We start from the raw sequence: 23386 nt of genomic DNA, 5'->3' as shown, positions 1-23386 counted from the left end.
TGTTGCTCTTTTGCATTCAGTTTAGGTTAGTGTGGCGCGTATGGGGATTTTCAATCTATTTTTGGGTGTTCAGTCTAGGAATTTAAGGCACAAAAAAGCCCCGAAAAATCGAGGCTTCTTTTTAGTTTTTGTGAAAACTTGATTACCAAATTTTTACACGGTCTTCTGGTGCCAAGTACATGCCGTCACCTGGTTTCACATCAAAGGCTTTGTAAAACTCAGGTAAGTTTCTCAAGATGCCGTTGGTGCGGAATTCAGAAGGTGAATGTGGGTCGGTTTCAATGCGTTTCAATAACTCTTCATCACGGTATTTACGCATCCAAACTTGTGCCCAACCCATAAAGAATCGTTGATCAGATGAATAGCCATCAATCACAGTATTTTCTGGGAAGTTGGCTTTGTAGGCTTTGTATGCAATCGCTAAGCCACTCAAGTCACCGATGTTTTCACCTTGCGTGAACTCACCTTTAACATGTGTGCCGTCAACCACTGTGAAGGCGTCGTATTGGTCAACTAATTTAGAAGTTAACTTGTTGAACTGTTTCAAGTCATCTTCAGTCCACCAGTTTTTCAAGTTGCCATCGCCATCATATTTTGATCCCTGATCGTCAAAACCATGGCCCATTTCATGACCAATCACAGCGCCAATGCCACCGTAATTCACGGCTTCATCAGCAGCCAAGTTAAAGAATGGTGGTTGTAGAATCGCTGCAGGGAATACAATTTCGTTCTTGGTTGGGTTGTAATAAGCGTTAACCGTTTGTGGGTTCATACCCCATTCTGTTCGGTTGATGGGCTGACCCATCTTGCTTCTGTTGCGGTGTGTTAAAAAGCGCGTGGCTTCTTTCATGTTGGCAACCAAGTCTTTACCATTGATGTCCATTTTTGTGTAGTCACGCCACACGTCAGGGTAACCAATTTTAGGATCAAATTTAGCCAGTTTGTCTAAAGCTTTGACTTTGGTTTCTTCACTCATCCAAGGCAGCTCTTTGATGCTGTCACCATAAGCTGTACGCAGGTTTTCTATCATAGTCACCATGCGTTTTTTGGCTTCAGGTGGGAAGTGGCGCTTAACATACACCGCACCAACCAATTCGCCAGCGATGCCATTGACTAAATCTACACCGCGTTTCCAGCGAGGTTCTTGTTCAGTGGTACCTGATAAAACCGTGCCAAAAAAAGTGAAATTCTCTTTATCAAATTCACTACTTAAAGAATTCGCTGCATTAGAAATCATGTGGAAAGTGTAATAATCTTTCCATGCGTCCATGCTGGTGTTTTCTAATACTTTGTTTAAAGTTTCCAAATAGCTCGGTTGGGTGACAACGACGTGAGCTGGTTTGTCGATCATGGTGTGGGTTAACCAAGCATCCCAGTTCATTGCAGGTACTTTCGCAGTAAATTCATCGAAAGTCATTTTGTTGTAGGCTTTTTCGCGATCTCTGTTTTGGATGCGTGTCCATTGACCTTCGGCTAAAGATTTTTCTAAAGCGTAAATGCCTTTGGCTTTTTTAGCTGAATCTTTGATGCCCGCTAATTTCAACATGTTTCCCATATGTTCTACATAGGCTTTTTGTATTTTGACTGATTTTTCGTCATCCTTCATGTAGTAATCGCGGTCTGGCATGCCCAAACCACTTTGACCAATGTATACGATGTGTTCATCAGATTTCTTTTGGTCAATGTACACGTACATGCCGATAGGGGCTGTGTTGTAAATGTCAGCATAACCCATGTATTCAGACAGGTCATCATTGTTTTTTAACGCTTGGATTTTATCCAATTCGCCTTGAATCGCTGAAATACCGGCCGATTCAATGACTTCTGTCGCCATGTATGTTTTGTATAAGTCGGCAATTTTTTGTTCTGCTGAACCATCTGCGTTCAATGCTTTAGATACATCATTGATGATGGCTTTTACGTGTTCACGACTTTCTTCAGCTAGTTTTGTGAAAGCACCATAGTTTGATTTGTCTGAAGGCATTTCAAATGATTCTAACCATAAGCCGTTCATGTGGCGGTAAAAATCGTCTTGGGCTCGGACTGTTTTGTCCATGTTATTCAAATCGATACCCGAAGAAACCTGTTGTGCCGTCACGGCTTTGGCTTCTTTGGCAAATGCAACAGGTGCATTGAATGACATCAAGCTTAACGCGATGCCAGTGGCTAATAAGGTTTTTTTCATAGTCCTCTCACTTAGGTTTAATTTCAGCCAGTCAGTTTACAGCTGCTTGGCATTAGATTCATGTGTCATTAGTCCTTATCAGGCTGGACTGTTGAACCATTTTTGGCTCAACAGTCGGGTAGGCTGATGACTACAACGCTTATAACAACGCTTCTAGGGCTTTGATGTTACTGTTGATGCGTTTTTTATTGTTCTTGATGTAGCTGTTCGACTTGGCTGATAGGTACCAAGATTTTAATAAAGCCAAAGCTTGCTCACTTTCACCGGCCACTTTTTCACCGGCCATGCGCTCTGATAAGACTTTGACTTGATAGGCCATGCGCGCTTCCATATGTGCTTTTGGCGTTTCTTTGCCTGTTAAAAATTCTGCTTGTAACAGCAATTCGTCACAGTGCTGGTCATCGGCAACATTTTCTTTTCTGGCTAGAAATGCCGCTTTTTCACTGTCGCTACAAGTCGATAATGCGGTTTCAATGGCATCAGAGTCCTCAGACTGACAAGTCACATCAAACTGTTTTAAAGCATCCAGCGAGGACAGCACTTTGGCTGATTGTTGTTTGTTTAAAGCATCATCTGCGCTGGACAAAGCGGCTTGGTAGTTTGAAGACAACTGTTTGATGTCTTGAAATTCAGCCTGCCATGTATGTATCAAGTTGTTTTTCAATTGTTTGATTTCATTGCTGTCTTTGGTTTTTTTAAGGTCTTTATTGAATTTGTCTAATGCCGATTGTGCCGCCTTTTTGTGCGCAGCTTGAGCCTCATTTTGAGCTTTGCTTGCATCATCTCGTTTGTTAAATAGGGCATCATTGGCTTTGCGGAATTGTTTCCACAACTTGCGCTCTGTGTATTGTTTGACTATGCCTGCTTTCTTCCACTGTGCCTGTAAACCCTTGGCTTGTTCAATCGCAGCGGCTAAATCTTCTTCATCATGTAATGCCATGGCTTGATCAATCAAAGCACGTTTCTTTGTTTCAGCGGCATCATACCAAGTGCTCAATTGGCCATCTATTCGGTCTATGCCTTTGCGCAGTTTCTTGGCCATTTGTCCACGTTGTTTAGGTGGAATTTGATCCAGTGATTTTAGGTGTTTGATGGCATTTCGAGTCATTCTGGCCAAGTCGCGTTCATTGCTGCTTTCTAATTCAACTTGCAGCATTTCATCAATACAGGCTTTAATTTCATCCAAATGACTGTTTTGTGATTCAGAACGTTTTTCAAAGAAGGGTTGAGTGGGTTCAAACAGTGCTTTTGAAACGGTTCTGAAGTCTTGCCACATTTTTTGGTTACGAGAAGGGAACTTGTCGCCTTCTAATTTTTCCATGTCTTCGAGGGCATACCAGCGTTCGTTAGAATCTTTCAGTTTTTTCAAAACAGCATCAGGGTGTGTGGCAGTACCAACCAAGGCCACCAATTCGTCAATGATGTCCTGGCGTACTTTGTCATTGCTCCATTTCTGCCATTGGCGCAGCTCTTTCAACTGAGTCCAAACATTGTCGATGTTGTATTTATTTTTTTGTACCAATGGGTGCTTGAATCCTGCGGTGCGTTTCAATGCGGCCATTTGGTTTGTGATGATTTTGGCTTTTGACAAGTGACCGTCTTTAATTTCAGTCTGTGCCTTGTCAATCATATCAATCAGTTGTTGAGCAGCTTCATCACGCTTTTGGGCTGACTGTTCCACTTTTTCAGCCAGTTTCAAGATACCACTGTCGTACTGGTCTGACAGTAATTTCAAGCTGCTTGATGGGTGTGCGCCGCGAGTGGCTTGTTGCCAGCGGGTTTTGAATTGTTTTAGTTGGTTGGGCTGGACTATCTCTTGGGCCAGTACTTTTTGTAATTCATCATAAGCTTTGGTCGCGCTTTCTGGCACCTGTTGTTGCTGCATCTTTTCGTCTCTTTTGGCAGCGAAAGCATCAATTGCAGATGACAGTTGATTTTTGTCTTCTGAACTCAATACCGAAGTGTCAATGGTTTGGCACTTGGTTAATTGGCTTTGAATTTGGCTGAGGTCTAAATCAGTTAATTTGTCACTGGCGTTAATGACTTCTGACAGCTGTGATTTGGCACGCTGTTCTTTTTGTTTGTTTAAAAAGCTGTCACGATGTTCTGGGTCGAGTATCATCTTTGCGGCAGCAAATGCGCCGTTGTAGCGTTGTTTAAATGTCGCATCACAGTTTTTTTCAATCGCTTGCCATTGGCTGCTGATGCTTTCTAAATCACAAGTCGCTTTGTGATGAACCACTGCCTCTAGCTGTTTACATATTTTCAATGCCAAGCTGTTGTTTTGGTTTAAATCTTCTCCTTGGTTAAGTCTTGACTGAATGCTTTGATATAGGGATTTATTTTTCTTTTTCAGGGGCTTAGAAATTCTTTGTAAAGTAGATTCTTGTGTAATTTTTTCTAAAATGGCTTGCTGAACTTCACGGTCTTTTTCATTGAGTAACAAGTCGCCTAAAGTTCCTTGTTGATTTATCTGGCTGACAGCTTGAAGTCGCATTTTACTGTGTTGACTTTGACCTGCCAAATACAGCAAAGCTTCATTGTCATTGAGGTTTTTAATGGCATCGGTATTTTTGCTTTTGGCCATCAAATGTGTCCATTTTTTTCGTGCCAATTTTTTGACTTCGGTTTGGTCGTTTTGCTCAGCAATTTGATGCAATTGATGGGTATCGTCAATCCGGCTCAAGGCCGCTTTGCGTACTTTGATGCTGCTGTCACTGCTGATGATTTGTGGCAGGGCATCAAGTAATGCCGCATCGTTGTCTGTTTGGACTGCGGTGAGGCGAACTTGTTCGTTTGGGCTTTGCCATTTGGGTTTGTTGAACCAATTAAAAATACTCATGATTATGCGACCTTATGAATTAGATTGTTTTGAATGAACTTCAGTTGTTCCTCCGCCTGTTCAATTTTCATGATTTGGCGGGTGATTGGGTCAAGTTGCAAGCCTTTGAGGAACCACTTGATGTGCTTCCTTGCCATGCGGCAACCTGTGAATTCACCATAAAAATTGTGGAGGTTTTTGACGTGTTGATACATCACATCGACAATTTCTTGGTGAGTGGGTTTGGCACAATGCGTGCCGGTTTCAAGGTAGTGCTGGATTTGTTTAAAAATCCAAGGGTTACCTTGGGCTGCACGACCGATCATGATGCCATCGCATCCAGTGATTTCAAGTACAGCTTGAGCTTTTTCTGGGGTGTCTATGTCGCCATTGGCGATGACGGGAATGGAAACGGCGGCTTTGGCTTGTTTTATGAGCTTAAAGTCGGCGCTGCCTTTGAATTTTTGGGCTTTGGTGCGACCATGAATGAAAAGGGCTTTGATGCCTGATTGTTCAGCAATTTGAGCAATTTCTAAGATGTTTTGGTTGTCACTGTCTACACCCAGTCGGGTTTTTAATGTGACAGGTATGTCAACGGCTGTCACAGCAGCTTGGCAAATTTCTGCAACCAGATCAGGATAGGCCATCAAAGCCGAGCCACATTTTTTCTTGGCCACTTTTTTCTGAGGGCAACCCATGTTAATGTCTATGATTTGTGCCCCATTTTGTTGATTGAATAGGGCAGCTTCAGCCAAAGTTTTGGGTTCGGCTCCAGCAATTTGAACGGCAATTGGGCCAGGCTCACCTTCATGGTTCATGCGAAATTGTGTCTTCGCGGTTTTCAATAGTGACAAATCACAGCTGAGCATTTCAGAAACCACAAATGATGCACCCAAGTTCCGACACATTTGTCTGAAAGGGCGGTCAGTCACTCCTGCCATGGGAGCCAACATGACTGGGTGAGGTATGTGATAAGGGCCTATTGAAAAAGCATGCATGATAAAAGTGGCTCATCAAATCAATTGATTAAATATTTTAAAACCTGAAATCCAAGTTGCCAGAGATGACCCCACATTGGTCAAAACAAAAACCAATAAGACCCGAGTGACTGGGTTTTTCCACCATCCTTTGGCATGGGTGGCATCTTGTTGTAAAGCCTCAAAATCATGGACCTTGGGTTTACGTACCATAGTTTCTACCAATGCAGCCACCATACCTGCTGCTATGGTTGGATTCAAAGAGGTGAATGGTGCGGCCACCATGGCAGACAATATCGTCAAAATGTGCCCGCCAGCCAGCAGTGCGCCAACAGCAGACATGAGGCCGTTATAAACAACCCATGTTTTGATCATGTCCCAGCCCATGTCAGGGTTCTTTGAAAAGCCCCAGATGAAACCAGTCAATATGATCAGTGTAATCAACCAAGGCAATGCTTTAACCCAAATGGCTTTGGGAGGCAATGTGTTTAATGCTTTGATGCTTTGTGCCGTGTTGATTTCTTCTTTCATGTAATTGTGGGTGCCTGACAAATGCCCTGCGCCAATTACGACCAGTACTTTTTGTGGTTTGTTTTGAGAGGCGTTGATGGCTTCTTGAAGTCTGGCAGCCATAAACTGGTCACGTTCATCAATCAAAGAATGGAATAGGTTTTCTGAATTTTCTGAAAATTCTTTGAATGTGCTTTCTAAAATGTCACCAGATTTTAGGTTTTCGATTTCTTCTTTTGAGACCTCTTCATTTTCAAAAAAGCCGCCAAACCCAAAAATCAGGTTAATTTTTTCCATGAATTTTAAAGACCGCCAAGTGCGTTTCATGGTGATGCCCACACTGCGGTCAATTTTCCATAATGGCAGGTTTTGCTCTTGTGCAGATTCGATGGCCTGTTTCATTTCGGCGCCAGGCTCTACACCCAATTGATCGGCCAATCTTTTTTGGTAAGCGCTCATGGCCAAATTGGTCGCAATCAAACCGGTCTGTTTGTTTTTAATGATGCTGACCAAGTCCATATTTTTGTAACGGTTTTGGTCGGTCAAAGCTTGGAATCGAATTTCATCCAATTCAATGGCCACAGCATCAAACTCATTAGTATCTATTAAGTCGCGTACTACATCAGCGCTTTTTTGAGATACATGCGCAGTGCCCAACAAGCACAAAGATACACCTTGGTGTGTGACCCATTGGTGAGGTTGGTCAGATAATATCGTTTCGGCGTTCAATTCAGCTTTCAAGGGTGCGCTCTACAGAAATAAAAAAGGAGCTATTCTATCACCAATTGGCCTCATTTTCAGTGATGATAAATGATTTGCTTAAGCCTTGGTTTTTCTGTCCTCAGAACAGTTTAAGATTTCGCGCAAAACCACTGTGGCATAAGCCCCTGGCGGCAGTTCAAATGTGAGTTTTAAATCACCATTAAGCCATTCAAATTTTAAGTTTTGAGGGCACATTCTGACAGCACGGCGATCCTGCTTGACACGGAACTGTTCAAAGCCTTTGGCATATTGTGGTGTTTGGTCAGCGATAGACTGTTCAAAAATGGCGCATTCAGCTTCACTTTGAACTGCATCCTCACCCCACAAAGCGGCAGAAATGTGGATGTCTTTTTCTTTAAGACGTTGCCTGATTTCTTCGCTTGTGGCTTCACTGGATTTGAACCATGAGTGGCTGTTATTGAGTTGCATCACATCGCCTTTTATCGGTCTGTGCCAAGTGTTGTTGGCTATTCTTGCGGCGAGAATATTGTTGAAAATGTGGCTGCGAGCACTTGATATTAAAAGGCTTTTTAAGTTTTTATTTCTTGTTTTGAAGCGGCCGTTAAAGAAATCTATCGCTTTAGGTAAATTACCCATGTCTTTACCAAATCGTTGAGCACCGAAGTAATTTGGAACGCCAAAGTCAATGACATTTTGGATGTTGGCTTCAATGCATCCTCGGTCGCCTTCAATATCTCTAACCGTCAATTCAAATCGATTCCCTTGTAAGTAGCCTGTTTTGATTTTTCGGTTGTGGCGTTCACTGCGCAAAATCGTCATTTCGTCAGGCAGCGCATTTTGGATGTCGGTGGCTTGATCAATTTTTGGCAGCTGCACACTGAACCATTGTTGGGTTACCGCATGTCGGTCTTTTAAACCCGCATAGCCTATATTGCGTTCTGATGCTTGGCAGATCTGTGCCAATTGTTTGGCAACCCAATCGGTGTTGGTGTCGGTTTTTTCTATCCACAACCAAAGGTGCTCACCTTCACCAGTGAACGTTATGTGGTCATTTATTTCTGTCACTCTGAAATCAGCGGGGGTACATTTTATTTTTCCAGAGGCGGCCAGCTGATTGTGACTTGGAAACATGTGGTCAAACGCATGAGATTGTTCTTTGTTCATATGGTGTCTGTTTCAAAGCTGGTTTTGAAAATTAAATCGGTATCAACCAAGGTGGCCAAACTGACGAGCGCTGCCATATTGGTTTTAATGATATACAAAGCTTGTTTGTTGTTGAGGTTTTCTGGTAAATCAGTGCTTCGGTGGTAGTCGTCGTATTGGTCCCAGTCATCATCAATCGATAAAATACCCGGCATGTTGTTATTGATGTATGGCATGTGGTCTGAGCCGAAAGGGTTGAGGCTGCTATAAACGGTCAGTTCGGGTACATAGGTAGCCGCCATCTGTTCTAAATGCTGCATGATGGCCTGTTGAGCGCTTGAGGTTTCTAGTAATAAGTCATGGTCGCTGTTGTCTGTGTAACCAATCATGTCCATGGTCAGTGCGGCTTTGATTTGGTCACGTTCAGATTGATTCATGCTGTCAACATGATGATAACTACCATTTAAACCCTGCTCTTCACCGGAGTAACAAATAAACAATAAACTGCCTTCAAATTCATAAAAGCTGGCCACTCGAGCCATCTCAAGTACCGCTGCGCAACCACTGGCATTGTCCACGGCGCCCGGTGCATTGCCATTGCTTGGAATTGAATCCATGTGTGCGCCAATCACATACCAATCATCAGGTCGGGTGCTACCAATTTGTTCACCCATGATGTTGTGTGTGGTGCTGTTACCTACATTAAACTGTGGGGTTGATACAGACAGGTTTAATGCAGCCATTTTATTCACAATCCAATCTTTGGCGCTGTCATTGTCATTGCTGCCAGTGGTGCGATTCCAGCCGGTTAATGTGGTGACGTCATTAAGCCAGCGGTCTGTATCTAATTCATCGAGTAGGGCAATGATATTTGAATCAGCATTACCTTTTTGTGCTTTTGATTGTTGAATGGGCTTGAAGTCCTTTTGTGCTAAAAGCTGCCAATGGTTATGGCTGTTGTGCGCCATTGCTTTGATTTTATTGGAGTTGTTTATGCTGCTGAAGCCATGGTTTGATGCTGAAGTTTCTATGCCATGGTCTTTGAGGTGGGATTGATTGCCTCGGATGACCCAAGTGGTTTCGTTAGCATTTGCAATGAATGAACTAATCAGTACCAATTTAAAGATTATAATACGTAGCATTTTCTACTGCTTTGATAAATGACACACATTCTACTGCATTTTTTAGTCCCTTTATTGGTGGCATTTTGGGTTTTTAGAAAAACCTTATGTCAAGCAGTACTGGTGATGTGGTTAACCATGTTGGTGGATTTAGATCACTTATTGGCTACACCTGTTTATGATCCCATGCGATGTAGTATGGGCTTTCATCCTTTACATCAATGGTGGTTCTTTGTGCTGTATGTTTTGATGGTGTTTTGGAAACCGACACGCATTATCGGTGCGGGTTTGGTGATTCACATGCTGTTGGACAGTTTAGATTGTGACATGGCTTCATTAATAGCAAGCTTGCCTTTTGGGTGATGTGAAACCAAGGATGACGTGACACCAGGTGTTTGGTATCACGTCAATGGTTTGATTTAATGGTTATTTGCTATTGATGCCTTGCTTTTCCAAGTATTCTTGGTAAGTGCCACGGTAATCAACCACTTCGTCTTCTTTGATTTCCATGATGCGAGTCGCAATCGAAGATACAAATTGTCTGTCATGCGAAACAAAAATCAAAGTGCCTTCGTAGTTTTCCAAGGCCAAGTTCAATGACTCAATTGATTCCATGTCCAAGTGATTGGTCGGTTCATCCATGATCAAAACGTTGGGCTTTTCTAACATGATTTTACCAAACATCATGCGGCCTTTTTCTCCACCTGATAGCACTTTAATTTTCTTTTTAGAATCTTCCTTAGAAAACAACATGCGACCCAAAACGCTGCGCACATCTTGTTCGTCGTCGTCTTTTTGCTTGAATTGGTCCATCCAATCGAAAACCGTCATATTGTCGTTAAATTCGCCCATGTTGTCTTGCTTGAAGTAGCTGATGTTGACATTTTCAGACCATTTTAATTTGCCAGAGTCAATGTCGATGGTTTCGGTGATACAGTTCAAGAAGGTTGTTTTACCAATCCCGTTTGAACCAATGACCGCAATGCGTTCACCCACTTCAACCATCAGGTCAACGCCTTTAAGTACCTTTTGGTCATCGTAAGATTTGTTCAAATCTTTGACTTCCAAAGCATTTCTGAATAATTTTTTACCTTGCTCGAAAATGATATAAGGGTTCACGCGAGAAGAAGGTTTGATGTTTTCCAGTTTGATTTTGTCCAATTGCTTTTGGCGCGATGTGGCTTGTTTGGCTTTAGATGCATTGGCCGAGAACCTGCTGACAAAACTTTGTAACTCAGCAATCTGTGCTTTCTTCTTGGCATTTTCTGCGTACTGTTTTTCACGTGCTTGAGTCGCTGCAGTCATGTACTCATCGTAGTTACCAGGGAATAAACGCAATTGTGCATAATCCAAATCGGCCATATGTGTGCAGACAGAATTCAAAAAGTGACGGTCATGCGAAATGATGATCATGGTTGATTTTCTGGCATTCAAAGTGTCTTCTAGCCAGCGAATGGTGTTGATGTCCAAGTTATTGGTCGGCTCATCAAGCAAAAGCACATCAGGGTCGGCAAACAAGGCTTGTGCCAATAAAACACGTAATTTCCAGCCAGGTGCCACTTCTGACATCAGTCCGAAGTGTTGTTCTTCAGGGATTTCCAAGCCCAATAACAACTCACCCGCTCGCGCTTCAGCTGAATAACCGTCCATTTCAGCAAATGTGCCTTCCAGTTCAGCCACTTTCATGCCTTCTTCTTCAGACATTTCGGCCAAGCCATAAATGCGATCGCGTTCTGCTTTGATTTCCCACAAAGCTTTGTCACCCATGATGACAGTATCAATAACAGAATACTCTTCAAAAGCATACTGATCTTGACCCAAAACACCTATGCGGTCGTCAGGATCATAACTGACATTTCCAGAAGAGGGCACTTGCGCACCTGTTAATATTTTCATGAAGGTCGATTTACCACAACCATTGGCACCAATCAGGCCATAACGATTACCGTTACCAAATTTCATTGAGATGTGTTCAAAAAGGGGCTTTGAGCCAAATTGCATGGCAATGTTTGCAGTTGTAATCATTCTTCTGACCAGTGGATATGTAAAAAGGCGCGATTATAGACGATTTGTGGCTGTTGTGTGCTGAAACAACAGGATAAATAGAGCTGCAAGCCTAAAAAATAGAGGGTCGTTTCCATCAGTTCCTCTATTTTAAAAGGCATTCAATGAATACTCGATTTCAGCGTTTGCTGATTTGTTTATTCAAAATAGTTTTTGTAGTCTTTCAAAGCACTTTTAACTTGATGTAATTTATGCGCTGATCCATCATGAGCCAAAGCTTGTACTGCTGGTATGAAGGGTGTTAGGAACAGATGGAGTTGGTCATGGGCTTGACCAGTCATGGTACAACCTTTGATTAATTTTTGCAGGTCTTGGTTGAGCTGTTCCCCAAGCATTTTGGGTGTCATGTCTGTTTGTGTACGTTGAACCATGACTTGAAACATCTTTCTGGTGTGTTCATCCATTTGCCACTTTTTTCCCTGATTAAGAGATGGTTTGGGCGGTTCATGACTTTTATGATGGCTGTTGTGTTCATGTAAATCGTGGTTTTGTTGGTTTGATTCTCCTTTGCCGTGGGTGATTTGAGAGGCAATCAAGGTCAAAATAATCATTATGACTTTCATGTGATTTATCCTTTTATTTGAATGAATATTATTTAATGGCTGTGATTATAAAAGTTATTACCCAAATAAAACCACAGATAGCTGAGTTATTTGTATGATCGTTTGGTTCATAATTTAATGTTGATAATATAGAATTAACATGACAAATCCAGGCGTTAACTTTAAACCTATTAACTTTAAAGTTTAAAAGGAACTGCGCTACAATGAGTGAATGCAGGCAGGTGAAATCACAAAAATCTTGGGTCAGAAAGGCTCGATTGATAAAAAAGATTTAGATTATATTTATTCGTTGTTATATGGTGAAATCAAAGTGGCTGCGCATCAGCAGTTAGCTCATTTTCATAACAACAACACCATAAGTGCCACAGTTTTGGCACATGAGTGTTACCTCAAATTATCTCAAGTTAAAAACCTGAACAATCAAGATCGGCGGCATTTATTGAATTATTTGGCCAGGGCAATGCGCCGCTATTTGATTGACCAAGTCCGCAGTAAACAAAGACTGAAAAGAAAGGCTCTGGTTATTGAACAAAGCTATTCTCAAATTTTAGGTTCAAGTGATGTCAGTTTGGACTTGTTTGAGGTTGATCGCTTGATAGATTTGCTTTATGAAATAGATGCTCATTTGGCTGAATTAGTACAACAGAAAATCATTTTTAATTTTACATTTAAAGAATTGTCTGAAATTTTTGGTCTTTCTGAACGGCAATTGATTCGGCAATGGAATCAAGCCAAATCCCTCTTGTTAACCATGATTGAGAATGACATTGAACATTAATAAACTGAAGCTAGCCAACGAAATCTTTCAATCTTTGTCATTCAATACGATTGAAGAGGCGATGGAGAACCTGAAAACTTTTGAAGACATTGATTACGAAGTTTTGCGATTAGTTAAAAGTTTGATTAATAACAGTCAACATTCCGATACCCAGTTTGATGCGCAAATAGGTCAGCAGTATCAACCTGTTATGAAGAAAGTATGGAAAGAAGGAGATGAAGTTGATGGTTATAGACTGATTGAACTGATTGGTTTGGGTGGCATGTCGGTGGTGTTCAAGGCGCAACGTAACAGTAATATAGCGCAAAAGCCTGTGGCCATTAAACTGTTCAATTTGCCCGAGCACAGTTCAGAGTTAAAACAAAAATTTCAGAAAGAACAGCGCATATTGACGTCATTATCACACCCGAATGTGATTGATTTTCACCATGGAGAAAGTACGGAACAAGGTGAATCTTACATTGTGATGGAGTTGTTAGACAAAGGTTTACCGATTGATGAATATGTGAAGAAAAAGTTCATGAACAGGAGTCGGGTTGTTGATTTATTGATTCAGGCAGCCGATGGTCTAAACTATGCACATCAAAATTTGATTATTCATTTGGATGTCAAGCCTTCAAATTTAGTGGTAAATCAGAGTGGCCACCTGAAAGTTTTGGATTTTGGTATCGCTCAATTAATTAATTCAGAGGCTCACACTGAAAAAGGTTCACACAGTCAAAGCAGTTTTATTGCATTGACGCCAGCATTTGCATCGCCTGAACAAATTAACAATGAAAGCATTGATACTTCATCGGATGTATTTTCTTTGGCTGCGGTTGCTGTATTTCTATTAACAGGTAAACAACCTTTTCCAGAGAACCGATTATTTAGAAAGTGTGTTGATGATGAATCACATGTGTCCGAGCTTTTACTGTCTAGGTTGGATGACAAAGATTTACAAAACATTTTACTCAAGGCGCTCAGTTCTGATCGCCAAATTCGTTACCAAGACATGTCTGGTTTTAGGCAAGATTTGAAACTTTGGCAAATGAAAAGGCCTGTATCGGCCAGTAAAAATACATGGTGGTATCGATTGAACCGTTTTGTCGTTCGAAGAACGGCTTTGTTCGTCACTTCAATGCTGTTGTTTGTTACGCTGATTGTGGGTGTTTCATTGTTGGGGGTGCAGAATAAAGTTATTCAATTAGAGGCTGATAAGGCCCATGCTGTGAAGCAGTTTATGTTGGATGCTTTCAGTGTGACCGACCCTGATACGGCACAAGGCATAGACATTTCAGCGAAAGAATTGTTGTTGTCTGCAACAAATAAAATTGAAGTGGATGAGGCCATGGATGACCCAATAAAGTTTGAGTTGTATGTGGCTCTGGCTTTAGCCAATGGACGATTGGGTTATTATCCAGAAGCAATCAAATTATTAAATGCAGGATTGTTGATACAACCCAAAAATGAAGAAGCCATTTCAATGTTGACAGCATACTTGTTGGCATCGGGAGAGATTGAAATTTTAAAACACCTGTTGTCAAAAACAGATGAACAGCGTTTTTCAACACCATCGGCAAAAAGTGGGGTGATGCGGGTGAGGGCTGTTGTAGCTGCTCAAGCGGGTGAATACGATGCAGCTTTTGATTATCAAGCACGTATTGATGCGTTTGAGTTAAGTGAACATGAATACATTCGCAATCAGGCTTTATTGGCAGAAATTCACTATCTAAAAGGCGAGTCCGAACTGTCTATCGAAATTATAGAGTCGGTTAAAAAATCCCACCCGTTGCCATTGACTCATGTTTTGAGTTTGGGTTTGAATTCAGATTTGGTTGAATTCCATGATCGGCTGGGTAATTTTAAAGCAGCCATGGCCCTGACTTTAGAAAATATTCAAGGTTATAAAAAGGTTCTTGGCGAAAGCCACCCGGGCTTGGGTGGTGCATATAATTCACTTTCTGCATTTCAATGGTTAGATGGGCAGTTAGTGGAATCTTTGAAAAGCTCGGCCATCGCTGAGCAAATTTTCAGGGAACGTTTTGGTGACCGCAGTGAGGGCTTGGCACAGTCATTGAGCAATGCAGGTCTGGCATATTATTATCAGAATCAATTTGAGCCGGCAATAGAGAAACTAGCTAAAGCAACAGAGATGTTAGCGGATATTTTTGGTAAGGACCATCCTGAAACCATGAATGCCAAGGCTAATTTTGCTACGATTTTGAATGCCACTGGCCAACCTGAAAAAGCTTTGCCAATCTTGGAAGATATGTATCAAATTGAATCTCAAACATTAGGCAAGGCACACAGGTCGACGCTTTATACACAACAAGCCTTGGCACTGACATTGTCAAACTTGGGCCGTTTTGAAGAAGCCGCAAAAGAGGCTTCAAAAAATGTAATTTTTATAAATAAAAATTTTTCTGACCATCAATTGATGGTCAACCATTCTCACAGCGTTTTAGGCCGGGTTTTGTATAAAGCAGGAAAACATGAGTTAGCCATATATAATAACTTAAAACACATCGATTTATGGACTGAGGGAGATGAAAACAACTTAGCACAGTCATTGTTGCTGGTAGCCAAAAGTTATTTTGAATTGAAAGACTATGATGCCTCGTTTGAATATTTTGTTTTATGGACTGATAAATTGAAAGACTTGTATCAAGAAACAGATGTTAAATATTTAGATGCGCAATTGCAGGTTGTTGGGTATGCACTAAAAGCGAAACGGGGTGAGTGGGCTCAAAAGTTGCTAAAAAAAATAGCCGATGTTATTAATAACAATGAATTGTCACTACCAGAAATAGAGAGAAAAATAAAAGAACTCAGTCTATAAATGATTGAGTTCTTTTTTAGTCATCAATAAATTACTCGAATCCATCACTGAAAATTAAATCATCGGGCTGGAATTCTGCATAGATGGTTTGACTTTCTGTGACCGTAACAAAGCAATCGTTACCACTTGGAAGCGGGCAGGCCCTCCAGCTGATAAAGTCACTATTTGAAGTGCCGGTAGCAGTTAATTTAACCAAAGTACCATTAAATACCACTTCAGTACAGTCAGAACCACAAGAAATCCCCAGTGGATCGCTGATCACAACGCCAGTTCCAGAGCCTTCTTTTTGCACAGTCAACAAGAATTCATCTGTTCCTATGTTGTCATAAACTTCATCAAAGCCAGCGTCATACAAACCACCAACTTCTCCTGGCAACCCTTGAGGATTGGTGTTTTCATTTACGGGAGATGATTGGTATTCAATGTCTCGATTTGTACTCCATGCGAAAGTGTCCTCCTGACACATATCGACGCCTTCTGAACTGGAAAGTTGGCGGGTATCACCACCTGTTACGTTAATAAATTGTGCTGTACCTATGGTATATGAATCACCCGGCCAATTAACGCTATTATCTATCAAGTTACATTTGCCTGAGATGTTAGGTGAAGTTGTTGGTGCGTTGTATCCACCTTGAGTGTCCTGAAAAATAGAGTTTTCAAATCGTAAGTTGCCAAATGAAGACCACCACACATGTGAATCACTGGCACCACCTGATAAAGGTTGTGAATAATTTTTTGCCGCTGTGTGGTGAGAAACTTCAGTTGTTCCTGTATTGACAAAAAGGTAATCACTGTCGTTTGATAACATGTTACTGTGGCTCATATGCAAGACAGCTCCGGGCCTTACATTGATTAATGCATATTCATTGTTTGCACCGATCTGTTCATTCCTGTCAAACAAAGTGCGACTGATTTTTACTTTTGAGTTGTTGATGTATACCAGCTCATTGATAAATGAATTTTTTTCAAATTCCGAGCAGCTGATGATAAATGGGCAGGTTTCGATCCTGTCCATTACGACTTGATATCCTGATGTGCCACCATTGGTGACATATAAGCCAGCACCGTGGTCTTCAGTTATATTCCTGGCTATGTAAGTATTTATTAGTGTGGCCCTGCCTGTACCGTAAACATAAACGCCGCCACCGTCATAGATGGCACGATGGTCAGTAATCAGCACGCGATCTTCATCACCATCCGCAAATAATTCTCCACCATCATGCACCATGATGCCGCCACCGTAGTGTGCACTATAAGCCATGCCGTTTGAAATGCCGCCTTTGATGTTTGCACCGCCTTCAAGAGTGACGTAACAGCCATCTTCAATGTACAGATTGCCGCCTGAAATGGCACTATTTTTTTCCTAGTTTACCAGCTATTGTGACTTCAGAGTTGTTACCAAAACACCAAATACCACCGCCTTTTGGAATGTCATCCAAATGCCCATTGTTAAAAACTGTGGTGTTCTCGTCTAACTCAACATAGGCGCCACCCAATACCCTAATGCCAGCCACATTATCAGAAACATCCACACTTTCTAAATATAAAGCGGCATTTTCATTAACAATAATACCTCTTGAGTCACTTCCCAAAATTTTAAGGTTTTTTAAAGAAACCAATGCGTTATTTTTGACTTCGAATACAGCATCTGCTGTGTTCCCAATGTTAGGCGGAGTGGTATTGACTGGATCTCCACAGTTCCCATAACCACCTGCAATGGTTATATGGCCTGCATTTGATAAAGCTATTGAGTATGAGCCATTAGTATCTCCTTGGTAGCTTACTGTGTTGGTTAACCTGATTTCATCGGCTTGACTGCCATTGCTGTTTGCAGCTAATAATGCCAAATGTAAGTTATCATAGTGGTTGGCTTGATTACACTGGGTGGAATCACCTACGTAAAATGTGGCGGCTTGTGTGTTGCTGAAAAAAGCAAACAGGGTGATTAAACACCAAATGCTTAAGTACTTCATGAATTGTCTCCTTTGTTAATTCACTTACTACTACGCTTTCCATAAAGAAACCATGACATTCAAAGTTGTTTTTTTAAAGATTCTGTTTTTTGTATTGTTTGGAAGACTTGCTTTGAGGCGTTTGATTTTAAGTTCAGGTATAAAAAAAGCGCCCTTGCGGACGCTTTTCTCACTGAGTCGCTAACACATGGTTAGCGTGAACTTAATTAACGCGACGCGTTGCTGCTCATGGTGCTGTTTCGCCCTGAGTCTTTGGTTTGTGCCATGTCACGCATGCCATCGGTGTGACATTGACCTGTTTTGTGACCTCTGTTGACGCCACCAGATAATTGGCCACGATGTTTTTCAGTGGTTCCATCATCTGGGTCTCTTAAGAATGGGTCTGTGACAATTTGACACCAGTCAGGACGCCACCATTTGGTGGTAGGAGAAGTTGTGTAGTAATTTACTGCATTTCTGGCCCATGTAGGAATACCCGCTAACCAAGAGCTGGCACCTGAAGTGGTCAAGTTAGAGTTGTAGCCACAACCGACACCAAAAACGTTACCAACAGAGGCCAAGTTGCCCGCTAAAGGTGTGCCTTGATAGGGTGTACCAACAGACTGAATCAAACGACCAGAACCGGCATCATCCAAGCCGCTCCAATAGTAGCTGTATAAGTGCAAAGCAGCTGCGCCACCTTGTGAGTGTGCCACGATACCAAATGAAGGGTAGTTGTCACCAAAAGTATCTATGCGTTGAGCAAAAGCATCATGTGAGCGATTTTGGTTGAAATCACTGAATTTCACGCTGTTACTGAATTGACCTTGCTGTGAGCCCCATACATCGCTTGAGCAATAACCATGAACCAGCATCAATTTACCACCTGCGGCTTTGTTTTTAGCGACTGATTTCGGTTTGTTACCAAAAAGCATTGATTGTGTAATCTGGCCATCAAATAGTCTTGCTGATTTTTCAGAAACTACAGGCAGTCGCATGTTCAGTTGATCAATTTCCAATACACTGATGTAGTGATTGATGTCTTCGATTCTGATGTTTTTCAAGCTGTAATTTTGACTTTGACCTGCTGATAACAACCAACGGTCGTCTAATTGCAGGTTGATTTCCCCACCTTTGGTGTCAACAATAGAAGACAGCCATGTAATCGCTTTTTCTTCACCTTTTAAACCTTGTCCCCATACTTCAGCAATCACACGGTAGCGTGAGTTTGACATTGCTTTGTTCATTTGTTGGGTGCTGAAAGTCAGGTTAATCTTATGATCTGCAACGTATTCACCTGTGGCTGCTTTAGATGTCAGCTTCAAACGGTCATCTATCACGGGAACCACATGTTCAATGGTTCTGAAAAATGGTTTACCTTTTGGTGTTAAGCCATGGGCTTCAACTTGAATACGGTACAAACCGGGTTCTTGAGCAACAAAAGAAGTCGTGAATTGACCATCAAAAGCGGCTTTGTCGATTGAAAAACCATCATCAAACATTGTGCGTGAAGAGGTGTTTCCATCAGGTGCTGTGATGCGAATGTTTGCTGATTGAATCAACTGTAAATCATTTTTGACCATTGTGAATGAATTGTCACTGGTCAAAGCATTGGCGAATAGGGTGACTTCTTCTCCTACTAAATAGCCATGTTTTCCTGTGAACGAGCTCAGTTGGTAAGGTGAGTCGCCGCTCAATAATAAGTAGCCTTCGCCTTGGCCTTTAGATTTGTTCAAGTTCTTGATATTGAATTGATAGCGTCCTGATGTCATGTTTTGCAAATCATATTGAACTGCAGGGAACTTTTCTTCTGCCATACCAAATAGGGTTTCAGAAACAGTGTAGTTTAATTCCTTTAAGTTTAAAGATTTGTTGTGGTTGTTGGCTTTGATTTTGACTTCCCATTGATCTGCATTGGGAGAAAAAAGTAATACCTTAGGATTGTCCCCGTCGATCAAAAGCTGTTTGTTCCAAGTTGATGAATCAGAAAGGTTGACTGGAACCAGTGCTGATTTTGATACGATGGCAGCGGCTTCTGGTGCGGCTTTTTGCATCAATTGAATTTCTTCAGCAGGCCCGGCCAAGTGTTTGACTTGTGGCGCTGCTGAAGCTGTTGTGGTGGCAAATAATAGTACCGACCCGCTGATTGACAGCAGTGTGTTTTGTAGTTTCATACTAACCCTCTTTATATGATGTTATTTTTCTTGTTTATGGTGTGACTATTAATGTCACTTGCGTCCCCATTGGTTCAAGAATCTGTTGGCCTTTTGTTAAGGCGAGATTAAAATAACATAAAATAAAAACAAATTCAAACGTTTGTTTGAATCTGGTTGACAAAAAGTGCAAAAGATGAATGGTTTTTATAATGTAGGGTAAAAAATAATCAATGCCAGATGCAATGAACTTCATTTTTTGAGTACAGTTAAACAAAGTAATTTAGGGTGGGTTGGTAATGCGATTTAACAGGTCGTGATGTATACCGGTGTGACAGCAAAAAAATCACAATTCGGGCTTGTTATTAAGGAGTGATTCGGTTGACTTAAATCTGAAACCCGTTTTATCAAGGCACTCAAAAATGAATGCCTTGATAAGCTGGTATTGTTTTAATTCAAATGATTGTTTCGGTTCATCAACAAATACAAGATTGGCAGTACCAACAGTGTTAAAAGTGTGGAGGATGTGATGCCACCAATAACAACAGTGGCCAATGGCCTTTGAACTTCTGCACCTGTACCCGTATTAAGTGCCATGGGGATAAACCCGAGGCTGGCGACCAAAGCCGTCATGAGTACGGGTCTGAATCTTGTCAGTGCGCCAGTGATGATGGCTTGTATCAGGTGGCCACTTTCTTCCCATTGCTTGCGAATAAACGCCACCATTACCAAGCCATTCAATACAGCAACACCAGACAAGGCAATAAAACCCACACCAGCTGAAATCGACAATGGCATATCACGCAGCCACAAAGCAAAAACACCACCAGTTAACGCCAAAGGAACACCTGAGAAAATGATGAGTGCTTCTTTAACCGAGCTCACTGCTAAAATCAGAATCCCAAAAATGATCAGTAAGGTGATGGGAACCACAACAGTTAACCTTTGTGATGCTGATTCAAGTTGCTCAAAAGTACCACCGTAATCAAGCCAATAGCCACTGGGAACCTTAACATTGGCTACCAATGTGGATTTCGCTTCTTCAACAAATGACCCCAAGTCTCTGTTCCTTACATTGGCAGTAATGACCACACGACGTTTGCCATTTTCCCGACTGATTTGTGCCGCTGTTGCTTGTTGTTCTATTGTCGCCACCTCACTTAAAGGTATGTAACCGCCTTGAGGTAATGGAATGGGCAATGACGTTAACTGTCGGGTGTCATTTCTGATGTCTTCAGGTAAGCGTATAGCCAGTGTAAATCGACGGTCCCCATCGTAAATGACTCCTACAGATTTTCCGCCAATACCGGCAGACAGCAGTGACTGTAAATCCTCGGTATTCAAGCCATACCGAGCTAACATGGTTCGGTTGGGTTCAATGCTTAATACAGGAATATCATCAACTTGTTCAATGCGGGCATCGGCTGCCCCTGGCAACTGGTTGATTTCTTTCAAGATTTCTGATGCCACTGTTTTTAAGACTGCCATGTCATCACCAAAAACTTTGATACCAAGGTCAGATCTGACGCCAGATATCAATTCATTGAATCGCATTTGGATGGGCTGAGTGAATTCATAGTTATTACCCGGAATTTGGTTCACCAAAGCTTTAATTTGATGGACCAACTCAGCTTTACTCAGTTTAGGGTTTGGCCATTGACTACGGTCTTTGAGTAGCACAAAGGTATCTGTGACATTCGGTGGCATCGGATCATTGGCAATATCAGCTGTACCAATCTTTGAAAACACTTTAGCCACTTGAGGGGCATTCAGCAGTTCTTGTTCCAACAGTTTTTGCATGTTCGTTGATTGTGTCAGGCTGGTGCCAGGAATGCGCATGGCATGCATGGTGATGTCACCTTCATCCAGTTGTGGCACGAACTCTGAACCCATGGTGGTAACCAACCATATGCTGAAAACAAGCAAAACTGAGGCCATTACAAGCACTGTATACTTAAACTTTAATGCCAATTTTAAAGCAGGTTCGTATACAGATTTACCACCCTTAACAATGACACTTTCCTTTTCACTGACACGATTTTTGAGCAAAATGGCCACCAGTGCAGGTACAACTGTCAAAGAAAGAATCATGGCAGCAATTAATGCCATGACCACTGTCGCCGCCATTGGATGGAACATTTTGCCTTCAACACCTGTGAGTGTGAAGATGGGGATATAGACTACAGTGATGATGGCCACACCAAACAGTGCAGGTTTAATTACTTCAGTTGTGGCTTGATAGACGACTTTCAGCCGCTGATTTAATGGCAAAATGTTTGGTTTTTTATTTTGTGCCATTGAAAGTCTTCGAATACAATTTTCAACAATGATCACAGCGCCATCTACAATTAACCCAAAATCTAAAGCACCTAAGCTCATCAGGTTAGCAGAGACCCCAGTTTGAACCATGCCGTAAAAGGTTGCCAGCATGGAAAGTGGAATGACGGCGGCGGTTAATAAAGCAGCTCTGAAATTACCGAGTAACAGAAACAAAACGACAATCACCAACAAGGCACCTTCAATCAAGTTCGTTTGAACGGTTTTGATGGTTTTATTGACCAAAACGGTGCGGTCATAAACGGTGTTGATTGTCACGCCCTCAGGCAAAGTGGGTTTGATTTCTTCCAGTTTGGCAGCAAATGCCTTGGCTACTTGTTGTGAATTACCGCCCATCAACATCATGGCGGTTCCCAATACAGTTTCTTGGCCGTTACTGCTGGCAGCTCCTGACCTCAATGAACGGCCGATGGCCACTTCGGCCACATCTTTGATGCGAACAGGTGCCGTACCATGTGTTTTTACCACCACCAAACTGATGTCTTCGATGGATTTAAGTTGCCCCTCAGAGCGAACCAAAAGTTGCTGTCCATTGCGCTCTAAAAAGCCGGCACCTTGGTTGTCGTTGTTGCGTTTTAATGCTTCAGCAATGTCGTCCAAGCTCACTTGGTGTTCCAGCATCAATATGGGTTTGGGTAACACATGGTACTGCTTTTCTTCGCCGCCCAAAGTATTGACTTCTACCACGCCAGGCACTTGTGCCAACTGGGGTTTGATGATCCAATCTTGAATCTCTCTCAATGCCATGGCATCAAAATATTGATCATCTGTTTTCGCTTTTGTATTTGTGGCCTCGACTGTGTACATGTATATTTCGCCCAGCCCTGTGGCAATGGGTCCCATCATTGGGTCGATGCCTTTGGGTAAGCTGCTTTGGATGTTTCCCAGACGTTCATCGATGAGGTTTCTGGCAAAATATATGTCCGTGCCCTCATCAAATACCACTGTTACTTGCGACAAACTATAACGAGAAAGGGACCTGGTGTAAGACAATTGTGGCAGGCCATACAAAGCCGTTTCAATGGGGTAAGTGATGCGCTGTTCTGTTTCTAAAGGAGAATAACCGGGTGCTTTCGTGTTGATTTGCACTTGTACGTTGGTGATGTCAGGTACCGCATCGATGGGCAGTTTCTGATAGCTCCAAACGCCTAAGACCACCAATCCCAGTGCCAAAGTCACAATCAAAATGCGCCTATCTATTGAGGATTTTATTATTGAATTTATCATGTTATCTCCCC

The 23386-nt window shown here is 41.9% G+C and carries 15 protein-coding genes; 3 read left to right on the top strand and 12 right to left on the bottom strand.

What is annotated here, in order from left to right:
• Nucleotides 1-142: 142 nt before the first annotated feature.
• The 6 genes from FET73_RS00285 to FET73_RS00260 all read right to left on the bottom strand — a co-directional run bounded on the left by FET73_RS00285 (nucleotide 143) and on the right by FET73_RS00260 (nucleotide 9501).
• Entirely contained in the window at nucleotides 143-2185 is a 2043-nt protein-coding gene (locus FET73_RS00285) for a M13 family metallopeptidase (protein WP_154221932.1), read from the bottom strand.
• Nucleotides 2186-2324: 139 nt separating this feature from the next.
• Entirely contained in the window at nucleotides 2325-5027 is a 2703-nt protein-coding gene (locus FET73_RS00280; RefSeq protein WP_154221931.1) for a DUF349 domain-containing protein, read from the bottom strand.
• Between the two features lie 2 nt (nucleotides 5028-5029).
• The gene (dusB, locus tag FET73_RS00275; RefSeq protein ID WP_154221930.1) at nucleotides 5030-6004 is read right to left on the bottom strand and encodes a tRNA dihydrouridine synthase DusB; all 975 of its coding nucleotides are present in this window, start codon (nucleotides 6002-6004) and stop codon (nucleotides 5030-5032) included.
• A 15-nt stretch (nucleotides 6005-6019) separates the two neighbouring features.
• Nucleotides 6020-7234: a TraB/GumN family protein gene (locus tag FET73_RS00270; protein WP_154221929.1), complete on the bottom strand. Its 1215-nt coding sequence runs from the start codon at nucleotides 7232-7234 to the stop codon at nucleotides 6020-6022.
• 78 nt (nucleotides 7235-7312) lie between these two features.
• Entirely contained in the window at nucleotides 7313-8380 is a 1068-nt protein-coding gene (truD, locus tag FET73_RS00265) for a tRNA pseudouridine(13) synthase TruD (protein WP_154221928.1), read from the bottom strand.
• A complete protein-coding gene (locus tag FET73_RS00260; RefSeq protein WP_154221927.1) occupies nucleotides 8377-9501 on the bottom strand; it encodes a M28 family metallopeptidase in 1125 nt (374 codons plus the stop codon). The genes truD and FET73_RS00260 overlap by 4 nt, the downstream gene beginning before the upstream one ends.
• 18 nt (nucleotides 9502-9519) lie before the next feature.
• Between FET73_RS00260 and FET73_RS00255 the strand changes: the two genes are divergently transcribed.
• Nucleotides 9520-9843, top strand: a complete 324-nt coding sequence (locus FET73_RS00255; RefSeq protein ID WP_179952025.1) for a DUF6122 family protein — start codon at nucleotides 9520-9522, stop codon at nucleotides 9841-9843.
• A gap of 63 nt (nucleotides 9844-9906) precedes the next feature.
• Here FET73_RS00255 and FET73_RS00250 read toward each other — a convergent pair whose 3' ends face one another.
• Both FET73_RS00250 and FET73_RS00245 read right to left on the bottom strand, forming a co-directional pair.
• Nucleotides 9907-11505: an ABC-F family ATPase gene (locus tag FET73_RS00250; protein WP_154221926.1), complete on the bottom strand. Its 1599-nt coding sequence runs from the start codon at nucleotides 11503-11505 to the stop codon at nucleotides 9907-9909.
• Nucleotides 11506-11681: 176 nt separating this feature from the next.
• On the bottom strand, nucleotides 11682-12107 hold the full coding sequence (locus tag FET73_RS00245; protein ID WP_154221925.1) for a hypothetical protein: 426 nt from the start codon (nucleotides 12105-12107) through the stop codon (nucleotides 11682-11684).
• A gap of 211 nt (nucleotides 12108-12318) precedes the next feature.
• Here FET73_RS00245 and FET73_RS00240 point away from each other — a divergent pair, with 211 nt between their 5' ends.
• Both FET73_RS00240 and FET73_RS00235 read left to right on the top strand, forming a co-directional pair.
• Entirely contained in the window at nucleotides 12319-12885 is a 567-nt protein-coding gene (locus tag FET73_RS00240) for an ECF-type sigma factor (protein WP_154221924.1), read from the top strand.
• The gene (locus FET73_RS00235) at nucleotides 12875-15706 is read left to right on the top strand and encodes a serine/threonine-protein kinase (RefSeq protein ID WP_179952024.1); all 2832 of its coding nucleotides are present in this window, start codon (nucleotides 12875-12877) and stop codon (nucleotides 15704-15706) included. The genes FET73_RS00240 and FET73_RS00235 overlap by 11 nt, the downstream gene beginning before the upstream one ends.
• A 31-nt stretch (nucleotides 15707-15737) precedes the next feature.
• On the opposite strand, the gene FET73_RS00230 is transcribed toward FET73_RS00235, so the two are convergent.
• The 4 genes from FET73_RS00230 to FET73_RS00215 form a co-directional block, all read right to left on the bottom strand.
• The gene (locus tag FET73_RS00230; protein ID WP_154221922.1) at nucleotides 15738-16967 is read right to left on the bottom strand and encodes a hypothetical protein; all 1230 of its coding nucleotides are present in this window, start codon (nucleotides 16965-16967) and stop codon (nucleotides 15738-15740) included.
• A 91-nt stretch (nucleotides 16968-17058) separates the two neighbouring features.
• Nucleotides 17059-17679, bottom strand: a complete 621-nt coding sequence (locus FET73_RS00225; protein ID WP_154221921.1) for a right-handed parallel beta-helix repeat-containing protein — start codon at nucleotides 17677-17679, stop codon at nucleotides 17059-17061.
• A gap of 206 nt (nucleotides 17680-17885) precedes the next feature.
• Nucleotides 17886-19832, bottom strand: a complete 1947-nt coding sequence (locus tag FET73_RS00220; protein ID WP_154221920.1) for a choice-of-anchor X domain-containing protein — start codon at nucleotides 19830-19832, stop codon at nucleotides 17886-17888.
• Nucleotides 19833-20261: 429 nt separating this feature from the next.
• The gene (locus FET73_RS00215) at nucleotides 20262-23375 is read right to left on the bottom strand and encodes an efflux RND transporter permease subunit (RefSeq protein WP_154221919.1); all 3114 of its coding nucleotides are present in this window, start codon (nucleotides 23373-23375) and stop codon (nucleotides 20262-20264) included.
• Nucleotides 23376-23386: the final 11 nt, after the last annotated feature.

It is taken from the genome of Marinicella rhabdoformis, assembly GCF_009671245.1.
GTDB lineage: Bacteria > Pseudomonadota > Gammaproteobacteria > Xanthomonadales > Marinicellaceae > Marinicella > Marinicella rhabdoformis.
The sequence above is the reverse complement of the archived record's forward strand: the minus strand, read 5'-3'. Positions and strand labels throughout refer to the sequence as shown.

Coding starts and splice junctions, on each gene's coding strand:
- dusB (WP_154221930.1), bottom strand. CDS start 6,004: ATGCATGCTTTTTCAATAGGCCCTTATCACATACCTCACCCAGTCATG.
- FET73_RS00250 (WP_154221926.1), bottom strand. CDS start 11,505: ATGATTACAACTGCAAACATTGCCATGCAATTTGGCTCAAAGCCCCTT.
- FET73_RS00230 (WP_154221922.1), bottom strand. CDS start 16,967: ATGGCTTATAGTGCACACTACGGTGGCGGCATCATGGTGCATGATGGT.
- FET73_RS00245 (WP_154221925.1), bottom strand. CDS start 12,107: ATGAAAGTCATAATGATTATTTTGACCTTGATTGCCTCTCAAATCACC.
- FET73_RS00225 (WP_154221921.1), bottom strand. CDS start 17,679: ATGAAGTACTTAAGCATTTGGTGTTTAATCACCCTGTTTGCTTTTTTC.
- FET73_RS00255 (WP_179952025.1), top strand. CDS start 9,520: ATGACACACATTCTACTGCATTTTTTAGTCCCTTTATTGGTGGCATTT.
- FET73_RS00215 (WP_154221919.1), bottom strand. CDS start 23,375: ATGATAAATTCAATAATAAAATCCTCAATAGATAGGCGCATTTTGATT.
- truD (WP_154221928.1), bottom strand. CDS start 8,380: ATGAACAAAGAACAATCTCATGCGTTTGACCACATGTTTCCAAGTCAC.
- FET73_RS00280 (WP_154221931.1), bottom strand. CDS start 5,027: ATGAGTATTTTTAATTGGTTCAACAAACCCAAATGGCAAAGCCCAAAC.
- FET73_RS00260 (WP_154221927.1), bottom strand. CDS start 9,501: ATGCTACGTATTATAATCTTTAAATTGGTACTGATTAGTTCATTCATT.
- FET73_RS00220 (WP_154221920.1), bottom strand. CDS start 19,832: ATGAAACTACAAAACACACTGCTGTCAATCAGCGGGTCGGTACTATTA.
- FET73_RS00285 (WP_154221932.1), bottom strand. CDS start 2,185: ATGAAAAAAACCTTATTAGCCACTGGCATCGCGTTAAGCTTGATGTCA.
- FET73_RS00240 (WP_154221924.1), top strand. CDS start 12,319: ATGCAGGCAGGTGAAATCACAAAAATCTTGGGTCAGAAAGGCTCGATT.